Consider the following 12,673-nt stretch of genomic DNA (forward strand, 5'->3'; position numbering starts at 1 on the left):
CGTCATGTCTGTCATTCCTGTTCGGGATTAATGGCCGGGCGCTGGCCGGCAACGTCTTCCGGCTTCACGATGTCGGTGTAATGATTGCCGAAATGGCTGCGGACATAGTTCACCACGTCCGACACCTGCTTGTCGGTCAGCATGCCGGAAAACCACGGCATGCCGCCGTAACCGTTCAGCACGACATAGATCGGGTAGTCGCCGTTGGCCAGCTTGGCATTCCCGGCCAGGGCCGGAAAGCGGGCGCCCGACCCCAGGGCGCCCTTGCCGTCGGGCATATGGCAGCCCTGGCACACATGCTGGTAGACTGCGGCGCCGTCCGTCAGCGGCTGCATCTTGCCCACGACGGCGCTGGCGCTGTCGGCATGGGCCTGCGGGGCGAGGAACGCGCCGGCCGCCAGGCCGGCGAGGAGCAGGAATACGGAACGCATCAGACAGCCCCCTGCGCACGCTTGTGCAGACGCGTGATGGCATCCAGCGACGACAGGATCGCGCCTTCCTGCCAGCAGCCGATATAGGACGCATGCTCCCCGGCCAGGACGATCCGGTTATCGACCTCGCACAACGTCTTGTAATGGGTCTTGCGTGCCTGCTCGGACCACATGGAACAGCACCCCAGGGTCCAGGGCATGCGGCTCCAGGCCACGGCGACGCCCGAGCGGAATTCCTTGCGATAGTTCGGATGGATGACCTGACCCTGCGCCAGCCCGCGCTCGATCCGCTCCGCCGGACTCATGCCCGCGAAATCGTAGGCCGCCGGCCCGAACATGTAGCCGCCCAGCAGGACGGCCGGACCGTTGCTGAAATAGCCGTGGCTGGGATACGAGATCTGGCTGATCGGCTGGTCGGTGAAGCTGATGCCGCCATAGATCTGGTCGTCTTCCTCCCAGAAGCGGCGGTTGAATTCCAGGCCCAGCTTGACGGACGACGCATAGGGAACCGCCGCGATCGCCGCCTTCAGCGGGCCGCTGACCTGGATGTCGAGCTGCGAGAGCACCGACAGCGGAATGGTGCAGACGCAATAATCGGCCTGGGCCTGCCGGACGGCGCCGCCATGGGCCATGTCGTCATAGGTCACGGTCACCCCGTGGTCGTCCTGGTGGATCGACGAGACCTTGCAGTTCAGGGTGATCAGGTCATGCACCTGGCGGGTGAAGCCCTTGCCGATCTGGTCCATGCCGCCGACGGGCTGGAACATCGTCGTCTGCATGTCCAGCCGTTCGTGGAAGGCCATCCACTGCCACAGGCCCGACCGCATCACGTCGCCGCGCGCGAACGTATCCGAAGGGATCGGCGCGCCGTCGACGCCGCCGCCCTGCGGCTTCGCGAAGCCGCGCCGCAGCGAACTGGTCACCCCCTTGCGATAGGCCCCGCTGGCGTCCAGCCCGCCCCATTCGCGCATCGCCGTGGCGACATGGGCGCGTTCGTCGGCCGAAACGACATCGTCCAGTTTGTGCTGCTCGATCGCCTTGGACAGCAGTTCGGCAGTGAAGCCGTTGAAGTCGGACGCGAATTCACGATAGCGCACGGCCTTGCCGCCGAAGGCGTCCGAGGTATGCAGCCAGGAATTATGGTTCAGTTCGACGAACGGTTCCAGTTCGACACCGAACGCCTTGCAGTAATGCAGCAGGCCCTGGTGATGGTATGGAATGCGCCACGGGCCGGGGTTGATGTAGTTGCCCGGGGCGAACTGGACCTTCTGGGTCGCGCCGCCCAGTTCCGTCAGCGTGTCGCCGCCACGCAGCGAAATATTGCGCCCGCCGCTGCGATTCTGGAATTCCAGGATGCGGACCTGATAGCCCGCCTTGCGCAGTTCATAGGCCGCCAGCATCCCGGCCAGGCCGGCCCCCAGCACCAGAACCCGGGTTCCGCGCTTGGCCCCGGTCAGGACGGGCGGGCCGCTGAAATCGGTGCCGGCGGCGTGGCCCAGGCTGGTCATCGCCTGATAGAGGGCGGCACTGCCCCCCAATATGCCGATTCGGGTCAGCATCTGACGGCGCGTAGCCGCCGGACGCCGAAAAGCATTCGTCATAAAAGCTTCCCCAGAAGACGTTGCAGGAGCATGCAACAGATAAGGTGACAGCCGGACGGCACGCCCGTCTTGTGCCGGTGAGCCACCTTGTTACAGCCTTCCGTCGCGCCGGGGCAATCATCTGGGTTCCATACCGTAATGGTTTTTTCCGCCTCCGCCGGCGCCCGGTACCGGCCCGCATCGCGAAGACACCTTGTTTCACCGCTGCTTTCGAAGCCGCACGTCCCGGGCGCGCCTGGGGGATATCGTGATTCAAATGCCACAACGAAACAAAAAAATGTCTCGGTATCGAATCATGTCAGGCGGCGTGGTCCGTGTTGCCGATAATGTAGTTCCGGCCGGAGGTCGCGGCGTGGCGGGCTTCCTCGATCCGGAACTTGACGAGGTCGCCGATGCTGACCAGGCCGACCACCGCGCCGTTTTCCAGCACCGGGACGTGCCGGGCCCGCCGTCCGGTCATCCGGCGCGCGACCGCGACGATATCCTCGTCCAGCGACGTCGTGGGGACGTTGCGCATCATCACGTCCTCCGCCCGCAGCCGCGCGAAATCCGCCCCGTACCGCGATAGCGCGCCGACCAGCGCGCGTTCCGACACCAGCCCGACCAGCACGCCCGCCGCGTCCAGCACCGGAACCCCGCCGATGCGCCGGTCGCTGAGCAGGCGTGCGACGTCGGCCACGTTCATATCCTCGCGCACCGTCGTGACGTGATGGCCCTTGCGGTCCAGCACCTGAAGAACAGAAGCCGTCATGATGCATCCTCCCGCGTCCCCGATCGGGGGCGCGCAAGGGTGATGTGGCAAGCCGGACGGCTAACGGAAGGGGACGGTGCCCGGCACGTGGGCGGCGGCGAACAGAAATTCGTGAGACCCCGCCGCCGCGACCAGCGCGCCGCTCCACCGCACCAGCGGGCCGGGCAGCAGGCCGATCATCACCACGACCACCGCCAGCACCGCGACCAGGCCGGCCTGTCCGCGCCCCGCCGGGGCGCCTTCGCGCGGCAGGACGCCCGGCGCGGACGCCATCATGACCCGCGCCACGTTCAGGTAATAGTACAGGCCGATGACGCTGCCCACGATCAGGGCCGCCAACAGGACCGTGCGGTGGGCCGACATGCCCGCCGTGACGATATACGCCTTGGCGAAGAAGCCGGCGACCGGGGGAATGCCCGCCAGCGACAGCAGCATGACGGACAGCGCGCAGGCCACCGCCGGATGCCGGTGGAACATGCCGCGCCACGAATCGAGGTCCGCCATGTCCTCGCCACCCTGCCCCACCGCGCCCAACACCGCGAACGCCCCCAGCGTGGCCGCCGAATAGGCCGCCAGATAGAAGGCGGCGCTGCCCGCGCCGAACGGCCCGGGCGACAGCAGCGCCACCAGCAGGTACCCGATATGGGCGATGGACGACCCCGCCAGCAGCCGCTTCAGGTTGGTCTGCCGCAGGGCCAGCAGGTTGCCGCCCAGCATGCTCAGCACCGCCACCGCGGTCAGTTCGGTGGACAGGGGTCCGGCGCCGGCCAGGTCCACGCCCGCGGCGTAATGGGCCAGCGCGACGAACAGCGCGATCTTGGAGACGACGGCGATGAAGGCCGCGACCGGCAGCGGCGCGCCCTCGATCACGTCGGGCAGCCACAAATGGAACGGCACGACCGACAGTTTGAAGAACAGGCCCGTCAGGACCATGATGCTGGCCGCCAGCCCCAGGATTCCATGCGCCCCGCCATCCAGCGCGGCGAAGCGCAGCGTGCCGCCCTGGTCGTAGGACAATGCCAGTCCGAACAGCAGGATCGCGGTCGAGACACCGGACAGCATCAGGTATTTCATCGCGGCCTCGACCGCTTCCGGCCGGCCGGGCCGGTAGGCGACCAGCCCCGGCAGGGACAGGCTGAGCGTTTCCAGCCCCAGGAACAGCGCGATCATGTTCGCGCTGCCCGCCACGATCACGGCGCCCAGCGTGCCCAGCAGCAGCAGCAGGTGCCCCTCGCCCGCGCCGTCATCCCCCAGGCGGCGCCACGCCATGGCCAGCACGCCGCCCGACGACAGCACGATCAGCCCGGCGCCATAGACGAACCACCCATCGGCCGCGAACAGGGCGGCCCCGTCCGCGACGGGCGGGCCGCCCGCACCGGCGAAGGCCAGGCTGGCCAGCGCCAGGACCAGCGTGCCGGCGGCCACCCATCCCATGGCCGCGCGCCGCCATGCCAGGCAGGCCAGCAGGGCCAGGATGCCGGCCCCCAGGACCAGCACGGGCGGCGGCATGGCGGGCAATATGGTCATGGCGTCATGAGTCATGGCGCGGACACCGTCGGGCGGGCGGGCTGCGACAGGTCCAGCACCGGCTGCGGGCACAGGCCCAGGCCGATCAGCAGCGCGACCGTGCCGCCCAGTACCGCCATGTGCCGCGCCCCGAAATCGCCGGCCCCCCGGACCCCGTCCACCGGAAGGGGACCCTGGAAGGCCCGGCTGACCATGGTCAGGCCGTACAGCGCGGACAGGACCAGCCCCGACGCCGCCAGGACGGCCAGCAGCGGACTGATGCGCCACGTCGCCAGCAGCACCAGGAATTCGCCCACGAAATTGCCCAGGCCCGGCAGGCCCAGCGACGCCACCGCGAAGACCAGCCCCATGGCGGACAGATGCGGCATCACCGCCCACAATCCGCCCATGCGGCGCAGGTCGCGGGTATGCAGCCGGTCCTGCAGCGCCCCGGCGATGACGAACAGCGCGCCGGTGCTCAGCCCATGGGCCAGCATCTGCACCACCGCCCCTTCCATCCCCAGGGCCGAGCCCGAGAAAACCCCCATCAGGACGAACCCCAGATGGCTGACGCTGCTATAGGCGATCAGCCGTTTCAGGTCGTCCTGCACCAGTGCCTGCATCGCGCCGTACAGGACGCCCGCCACCCCCAGCACCAGCGCCAGCGGCGCCAGCCGTGACGCGGCGTCGGGAAACAGCAGCGCGACGAAGCGGATCAGCCCGTAACCGCCGGTCTTCAGCAGCACCCCGGCCAGCAGCACGCTGCCCGCCGTGGGGGCCTGGGTGTGGGTGTCGGGCAGCCAGACATGCAGCGGCACCACCGGCAGCTTCACCGCGAAGGCGACGAAGAACCCCGACGCCAGCGCCAGCGCCACGCCCGGCGCCAGCATCGTGCCCGCCAGGGCGAAATAATCGAAGGTCAGGACCCCGGTCTGGCGAAAATGCGCGATGGCCAGACCCAGGATGGACAGCAGCATCAGCAGGCCGCTGCCCTGGGTGAACAGGAAGAACTTGATGGCCGCGCGCGCCCGGTCCTCGTGCCCCCAGCCGGTGATCAGGACATAGAGCGGTACCAGCATCAGTTCCCAGAAGAAGAAGAACAGAAACAGGTCGGTCGCGATGAACACGCCGTCCACCCCCGCGACCGTCGCCAGCAGCAGCAGGTGAAACACCCCGGCCCCCGGCCCGATATCGCGCGAGGCCAGCAGCACGCACGGCCAGGACAGCACCACCGTCAGCCACAGCATAACCAGCCCCAGCCCGTCCAGGTCGCAGCGCACCGCGATGCCCAGGGCGGGAATCCACGGCACGGCGAAATGCGCCAGCCACGGCCCGCCGCCCGCCGGGGCGTGCCAGTACGCACGCCAGGTGATGTACAGCAGCAGCAGGGTCAGCAGCGCCAGCGTGGCCAGCGTCACGCGCCACGGCCCGCGCGGGCCGGCGCCGCGTCCGGCCAGCCACGCCGCCGTCCCGCCGGCCAGCGGCAGCAGGACCAGGGCCGGCAACGCGATCATGGCCGTCCCCCCCATGGCTGCACCGCCAGGCACAGGGCGACCGCCGTACCCACGGCCAGCCACCCGGCATAGCGCCGGACCTGGCCGTCCTGCATCAGTCCCAGTGCCTTGCCGCCCCAGACGGCCCCCGCCGCCAGCAGGTCGGGCAGGATGTCGAACACGTCCCGCTTCATCCACCGGCCCAGGGCGGTGAACGGGCGCACCACCAGCACGCCGTACGCCGCATCGAACCCCCACCCCGCCCGCGCCAGCCCCGCCAGCACGCCGGAGGCCGGCTGCGGCACACGTCCCGGTTGCCAGAACACCCAGGCCAGCGCGATCCCGGCCAGCGGCGCCAGGGACCCGGCCGCCAGCAACGCACGACCACCCTCGCCGCCCGATTCCGCCTCGGCCCCGCCCAGCACCGGCGCCAGCAGGTGCGACAGCAGGTGCACCGGCGCGATGACATCGGGCATTTCGATCATCCCGCCGACGACCGCCAGGACGGACAGGCACGCCAGCGGCACCGCCATCGACCAGCCGGTGCTGCCCGTCGCGGTGCCGCGCGGCGCGCCCAGGAAGACGATGAAGACGCAGCGGAAACTGTACAGCCCGGTCAGGAACGCCCCCAGCAGCGCCCCCGCCCACAGCAGGGGGGAACTGTCCCACGCGCCCTGCAGGATCGCTTCCTTGCTGTAGAACCCGGCGGAGACCAGCGGCACGCCCGCCAGCGCCGCCGCCCCCGCCACGAAGGCGGCGAAGACGCCCGGCATCGCCCGCCGCAGCCCGCCCATGTGAAAGATATCCTGCTGGTGATGCATGCGCAGGATCACCGCGCCCGCCGCCATGAACAGCAGCGCCTTGAACATCGCATGCGTCACCAGGTGGAAGATCGCGGCCCCCCACGCCCCGGTGCCCAGCGCCAGGAACATGTAGCCAAGCTGGCTGATGGTGGAATAGGCCAGGATACGCTTGATATCCGTCTGGACCAGGGCGCTGCCCCCCGCCAGCAGCAGCGTCACCAGCCCCACGACCGAGATCACCCCCATCACCACCGGCGCCGGCTCGAACAGCGCATGCAGCCGCGCGATCAGGTAGACCCCGGCCGTCACCATCGTCGCCGCGTGGATCAGGGCCGAAACCGGCGTGGGACCGGCCATGGCGTCGGGCAGCCAGATCTGGAACGGAACCTGCGCCGACTTGGCCACCGCGCCGCACAGCAGCAGCAGCGCCACCAGTTCGGCGCCCGGGCCGCGCAGGAAGCGCGTGGCGTCCAGCACGCGGTCGATGTCCAGGCTGCCCGCGCGCGTCGCCAGCAGCAGCAGCCCGCACAGCAGCAGCACGTCGCCGATCCGCGTGACGATGAAGGCCTTGCGCGCGGCGGCGCCGTTCGCGACCTCGCGGTACCAGAAGCCGATCAGCAGGTAGGAACACAGGCCCACGCCCTCCCACCCCACATAGAGGCACAGCAGGTCGGACGACAGGACCAGTACCAGCATGGCGGCGACGAACAGCGTCATGCCGCCGAAGAATCGTGCGATATCGGGGTCGTCCCACATATATCCGCACGCATACAGGTGGATCAGGAACCCGATCCCGGTCACGACCAGCATCATCACGAGCGACAGCGGATCGACCGCGAACGACACATGCGCGTCGAACCCGTCCACGCGCATCCACTGCCACAGCACGATCCGCAGGGCCGGATGGGGCGCGGGCAGCAGGTCCACCGCCAGCCATCCGGTCAGCAGCGCCGACAGGCCCAGCGCCCCGGCGGCAATGATGCAGGCCGCGCGGGTGGACATACGGCCCGACCGCAGGAACAGGGGAAACAGGAACAGGATCGTGGCGGCCAGGAGCGGGCACAGGACGATCAGCGGCGGCAGCGCGGTCATGATCGCTATCCCTTCAGGCGGTTGCCGGTATCGGCGTCCAGGGTCGGCCGCCCCGCCTGGTGCATCCGCAGCAGGATCGCCAGCCCGATCGCGGCCTCGGCCGCCGCCAGGGACAGGATCATCAGGAACATCACCTGCCCCTCCGCCGCATGCCAGCGCGTTCCGGCCGCGACGAAGGCCAGCGCCGCCGCATTCAGCATGATTTCAATGGACATCAGCATGAACAGCAGGTTGCGCCGCACCAGGACACCCAGCAGCCCCAGCGCGAACAGGCCGGCGGCCAGCAGCATCGCCATGTCCGGGGTGGGGCGCATGATCATTCCCCCCCCTGAAGATGGCGGCCGATGCGAAAGGCGCTGGCCAGCCCGGCCAGAAGCAGGAACGACGCCAGTTCGACCGTCAGCGCATAGGGCCCGTACAACACCAGCCCCACCTGCGCCGGACCGATGGGGCCGCCGCCGCCCGCCGGCGCGGTCACGGCCAGCGCACGCAGCAGCGCCGCCAGCAGGACACCGGCCAGCAGGACCGGGCCGATCCACACGCGCGGCACGATCCACGCCCGTTCGCGCCGCTGGTCCGTCGCCCCCAGGTTGAGCATCATGACCACGAATACGAACAGGACCATGATGGCGCCGGCATAGATGATGACTTCCAGCATGGCCGCGAAAGGCGCGCCCAACTGGAAAAAGATGCCGGCCAGCGCCAGCAGCAGCACGACCAGGTACAGCAGCGCGTGCACGGCATTCGCGCGCGTGACCGTCATGAAGGCGGCCAGCACGACCACCAGCGCGGACAGGGCGAAGGAGACATTCATGTCCATCACCCTCAGGGCATCAGGCTGCGCACGTCGACTGGCGGGGATTCGCGTTCCGCTTCCCCCTTGTCCTTGCCCGGGATCGTCACGCCGGACACGAGATAGAAGCTGTAATCGGGATATTTCCCGGTTCCCGAAATCAGCAGGTCCTCCTTTTCATAGACCAGGCTGGGGCGGACATATTCGCTCATCTCGAAATCGGGGGTCAGCTGAATCGCGTAGGTCGGGCAGGCTTCCTCGCAGAATCCGCAGAAGATGCAGCGGGAAAAATTGATACGGAAATAATCCGGGTACCAGCGCCCGTCCTGTTCCGTTTTCTGCAGACTGATGCAGTCCACCGGGCAGGCCACGGCGCACAGGCCGCAGGCGACGCAGCGTTCCTGCCCGTCGGGATCGCGCGACAGGATGATGCGCCCGCGATAGCGCGGCGGCAGCGGCGGCTTGGTCTCGGGATAGCCCACCGTGACCCGGCGATGGGTCATGTGCCGGAAGGTCAGCCACAGCGTGCGCAGGATATCGAACATCGCGGGCCCCCTATCCCGGCGCGCGCAGCAGCAGCACCGCGCCGGTCGCAACGATATTGAGCAAGGAAAGCGGCAGCAGGACCTTCCAGCCCAGCACCATCAACTGGTCGTAGCGCAGGCGCGGCAGCGCCGCGCGCAGCAGGATGAACAGGCCGGTCAGCACCCCGGTCTTCAGCGCGAACCACAGCCCCCCGGGCAGGACCGGCCCCTGCCATCCGCCCAGGTACAACGTCGCCACCAGGGCCGAGATCAGGACGATGCCCGCATATTCCGCCAGGAAGAACATGCCGAACTTCATGCCCGAATATTCGGTATGGAATCCGGCCCCCAGTTCGTTCTCGCCTTCCGGAAGATCGAACGGCAGGCGATGGGTTTCCGCGATTCCGGCCAGCAGGAACACGACGCAGCCCAGTGCCTGCGGGATGACGAACCACAGGCCCGACTGCGCCAGCACGATGTCGCGCAGGCTGAACGAATGCGCCGCCATGACCACGCCCAGGGCGGACAGGCCCATGAACACTTCGTAGCTGATCATCTGCGCCGCCGCCCGCAGCCCGCCCAGCAGGGCGTATTTGCTGTTCGACGCCCAGCCCGCCAGCACCACGGAATAGACCCCCATCCCCATGGCGGCGAAGACGAACAGCAGCCCGACATTCAGCCCGGCGGCGACGCTCCACCACGCGGTGACGGGGATGACCGCGAAGGACAGCAGCACCGTCATCATGCCGATGGTCGGCGCCAGGACGAACACGGCCCGGTCGGCGAACGGCGGAATCCAGTCCTGCTTGAACAGGATCTTGATGCCGTCGGCCACGGCCTGCAGAACGCCGCCGGGCCCGACGCGGTTGGGCCCGTAGCGGTCCTGCCACACGCCCAGCAGGCGCCGCTCGACCCACGTCAGCGCCGTCGCCAGCCCCAGCAGGACCACCAGCGTGACGGCAATGATGGCGGGCATGGGAACGATCATGACGCGTCCCCGCCCGCATGCCCGATATCGGCCCAGACGGGACTGACGATACCCTGCGCCCCGCCCGCATGCGCCGGACACAGCGCGACCCCGGGCGGCACCGCCGCATCCCGCACCACCGGCAGGCCGATCGCCTGCCCCGCGAGCAGCAGAGTGGCATCCGCCGGCCAGTCCGTGCCCACGCGCAGCACCATCGGTTCCGCCCGCGCGGCGACCGGCGGCGACAGCGTGCTCAGTTCCTCGGTTCCGAACAGCAGTTCCTGCGGCAGCAGCAGGATGCGGTCCGTGGACGGCACGAAACGGGGGGGAATGTCGGCGTGCCAGGCAGGCGCGGCCGGCATGTCGCCATCCAGCAGGCGGACTCCCGCGTCGCCGCCGCGCATCGGGCCGCCGATTTCCTGCTGGAAGCGGTTCAGCGCCTGGACCGAATTCCATCCCGGCTGCTGATAGTACGGAACCAGCGCCCCCGGCATGTCCGCCCCGTACGATCCCTCCATCGACGGGGAGAGCGGCGTGTCCGGGTTGGCCACCGGCGGCCGGTCGCGCACGCTGACCTGGGCGCGCATCGCGGTACGCCCGTCGAAACGCGGGGGCGCCGAACGCACGCGCTGTCCGTCCAGCCGATAGGACGCATCCGGCGCGGCGGCCCCGATCCCGGCCAGGGCCGGGCAGGACGTGCCGATCGCGGCGACGATCGAATCCAGGTCGGCCCAGCCCGGATCACGCCCCACCGCGCGGGCCAGGTCGCGCGCCCAGCGCCATGCCGCCTGGATGGGCCGGTCGGGCGACAGCACGGGCAGGAAACGCTGGGCCCGTCCCTCGGCACTGACCAGCGTGCCGGCGCATTCCGAAAACGCGGCGGAGGGCAGCACGATATCCGCCCGCGCCATCAGTTGCGTCGCGACATGGTCGATGACCACCAGATGCCGCACACCCGCCAGCAGGGCCTCCAGCGCGTCCGGCGCCATGCGGCGGGTCAGGTCGTTTTCCATCACCACCAGCGTGCCGATCCCGCCCGCCCGCACCATGCCGGCCACCGCGTCCAGGCTGACCCCGCCCAGCAGCGCCACGCCCATGCTGTTGCAGTCCGGCTGCATCACCGACAGGGCCACGTCGCGCCCCGCATGGGCCAGGGCGGTCGCGATGTTGGCGGCGGCGTGCGGCAGCGCCGCCATGCCGTAGTGCGACCCGGTGACGATCAGCGGCCGGCCGGCGGCGGACAGGGCCCGCGCGATCCGGTCCGCCAGGGCGGCCTCGTCCTCGGTCAGGTCCGCGACCTCGGGCGCGTTCATGTCGATCCGGTGCGCGATGGCGAAGCCCAGCCGCGCGATGTCGTCGGGGGCCGCGCGCCTTATGCCCTCGGCAATGTCGTCCAGGCCGGTGGCGCCGGGCGTCAGCACGAACAGCGGCACGCGCAGGCCGGTGCCCATGGTGCGCGCGGCGGCGTCCATCCAGCGCGGGACCTTGGCCGCGTCGGCGGCGCCGTAATCCGGCTGGCGCACCGCCTGGCGCAGCGCCAGCGCGACACGCGGGGCGGTCGCCGCCACGTCCTCGCCCAGGATCAGGACGGCATCGGCGCGTTCCATGTCGTGCAGGGTGGGATTGCGCGCCGGCGTGGCGCGCAGCAGGTTCGGCAGCGCGCAGGCCAGGTCGTGTTCCGCCCCCGTCAGGCCGGTGGAAAATCCCGCCGGACCCACCAGGTTGCGCAGGGCGAAATTCGCCTCGACCGACGCGCGCGCCGAGCCGATGCCCACCACCGGCCCGTCCGCCGCCATGTCCGCGAACCGGTCCAGCACGTCGCGCACGGCCGCGACCGCCTGCTGTCCGTCCACCCGGCGCAGGGGGACGCGCGGGCGGGACGGCGCCTGCGCGAAGCCATGGCCGAACCGCCCCCGGTCGCACAGGAAATAGCGATTGACCGCGTCGTGGTAGCGGTTGATCACCCGCCGTACCGAGCCCTGGCGCGCGTTGACGATGGTATTGCAGCCGACCGCGCAATGGGGGCAGACCGACGGCGCACCGTCCATGTCCCATTTGCGGACATAGACCGACGTGAAAGGCTTGTCGGTGAACACGCCGGTCGGACAGATTTCCACCAGGTTGCCGGCGAAGCCGCTTTCCAGCACGCCGCCGGCGGCGCGGCCGAAATAGACGTCGTTATGCGCGCCGAACGCCGCCAGGTCGGTGCCGCCGGCATAGTCGCGATAGAAGCGCACGCAGCGATAGCAGGCGATGCAGCGGTTCATCTCGTGCCGGACGAAGGGGCCCAGGTCCTGGTTGCGATGCGTGCGCTTGGGGAAGCGATAGCGCCGCGCGGCATGGCCGGTCATGACCGTCATGTCCTGCAGGTGGCATTCGCCGCCCTCGGCGCAGACCGGGCAGTCATGGGGGTGGTTGGTCATCAGCCATTCGATGACCCCGGCACGGAAGTCCCGTGCCTCCTGATCCTCGATCGACAGGATCGCACCATCGGTGACCGGCGTCATGCACGCCATGACGATCCGCCCGCGCGTGTCGTCGGGGCCCGCGAACTGCCGCACCGCGCATTGCCGGCACGCCCCGACCGACCCCAGTTCGGGATGCCAGCAGAAATAGGGCAGGTCCGCGCCGCTTTCCAGGCACGCCTGCAGCAGGTTTTCATCCAGCCGGGCGGGGCAGTCTCGTCCGTCGATCCGGATCGTGGCCATGGCG

At 69.5% G+C, this 12,673-nt stretch carries 11 protein-coding genes; all 11 read right to left on the bottom strand.

Translation table 11 applies throughout. From position 1 onward, the window contains the following. Nucleotides 1–11: 11 nt before the first annotated feature. The 11 genes from GDIA_RS03460 to nuoG all read right to left on the bottom strand — a co-directional run bounded on the left by GDIA_RS03460 (nt 12) and on the right by nuoG (nt 12,669). Complete coding sequence (locus GDIA_RS03460; protein WP_012553301.1) at nt 12–431, bottom strand: c-type cytochrome; 420 nt, start codon at nt 429–431, stop codon at nt 12–14. Then, entirely contained in the window at nt 431–2,032 is a 1,602-nt protein-coding gene (locus GDIA_RS03465; protein ID WP_043458659.1) for a flavin monoamine oxidase family protein, read from the bottom strand. Before GDIA_RS03465 ends, GDIA_RS03460 begins: the two co-directional genes overlap by 1 nt. Nucleotides 2,033–2,330: 298 nt before the next feature. Then, complete coding sequence (locus GDIA_RS03470; protein WP_012553303.1) at nt 2,331–2,783, bottom strand: CBS domain-containing protein; 453 nt, start codon at nt 2,781–2,783, stop codon at nt 2,331–2,333. A gap of 60 nt (nt 2,784–2,843) precedes the next feature. Next, nucleotides 2,844–4,310 carry an NADH-quinone oxidoreductase subunit N gene (locus tag GDIA_RS03475; protein ID WP_231854100.1) on the bottom strand — a complete coding sequence of 489 codons (1,467 nt, stop codon included), beginning with the start codon at nt 4,308–4,310 and terminating at the stop codon, nt 2,844–2,846. Nucleotides 4,311–4,321: 11 nt separating this feature from the next. Beyond that, nucleotides 4,322–5,803: a complex I subunit 4 family protein gene (locus tag GDIA_RS03480; protein ID WP_012226467.1), complete on the bottom strand. Its 1,482-nt coding sequence runs from the start codon at nt 5,801–5,803 to the stop codon at nt 4,322–4,324. Then, nucleotides 5,800–7,677, bottom strand: a complete 1,878-nt coding sequence (gene nuoL, locus GDIA_RS03485; RefSeq protein WP_012226468.1) for an NADH-quinone oxidoreductase subunit L — start codon at nt 7,675–7,677, stop codon at nt 5,800–5,802. The genes GDIA_RS03480 and nuoL overlap by 4 nt, the downstream gene beginning before the upstream one ends. A gap of 5 nt (nt 7,678–7,682) precedes the next feature. After that, nucleotides 7,683–7,997: an NADH-quinone oxidoreductase subunit NuoK gene (gene nuoK, locus GDIA_RS03490; RefSeq protein WP_012226469.1), complete on the bottom strand. Its 315-nt coding sequence runs from the start codon at nt 7,995–7,997 to the stop codon at nt 7,683–7,685. Next, complete coding sequence (nuoJ, locus tag GDIA_RS03495; RefSeq protein ID WP_012553304.1) at nt 7,994–8,491, bottom strand: NADH-quinone oxidoreductase subunit J; 498 nt, start codon at nt 8,489–8,491, stop codon at nt 7,994–7,996. Before nuoJ ends, nuoK begins: the two co-directional genes overlap by 4 nt. 11 nt (nt 8,492–8,502) lie before the next feature. Further along, nucleotides 8,503–9,015 carry an NADH-quinone oxidoreductase subunit NuoI gene (gene nuoI / locus GDIA_RS03500; RefSeq protein WP_012553305.1) on the bottom strand — a complete coding sequence of 171 codons (513 nt, stop codon included), beginning with the start codon at nt 9,013–9,015 and terminating at the stop codon, nt 8,503–8,505. Nucleotides 9,016–9,025: 10 nt separating this feature from the next. After that, nucleotides 9,026–9,982, bottom strand: coding sequence for an NADH-quinone oxidoreductase subunit NuoH (nuoH, locus tag GDIA_RS03505; protein ID WP_012226472.1), 957 nt, complete (start codon nt 9,980–9,982; stop codon nt 9,026–9,028). Then, nucleotides 9,979–12,669 (bottom strand): NADH-quinone oxidoreductase subunit NuoG, encoded by a 2,691-nt coding sequence (gene nuoG, locus GDIA_RS03510; RefSeq protein ID WP_012226473.1) that lies wholly within the window; start codon nt 12,667–12,669, stop codon nt 9,979–9,981. Before nuoG ends, nuoH begins: the two co-directional genes overlap by 4 nt. Between the last annotated feature and the right edge of the window lie 4 nt (nt 12,670–12,673).

Origin of the sequence: Gluconacetobacter diazotrophicus PA1 5, assembly GCF_000021325.1 — a bacterium.
Lineage (GTDB): Bacteria > Pseudomonadota > Alphaproteobacteria > Acetobacterales > Acetobacteraceae > Gluconacetobacter > Gluconacetobacter diazotrophicus.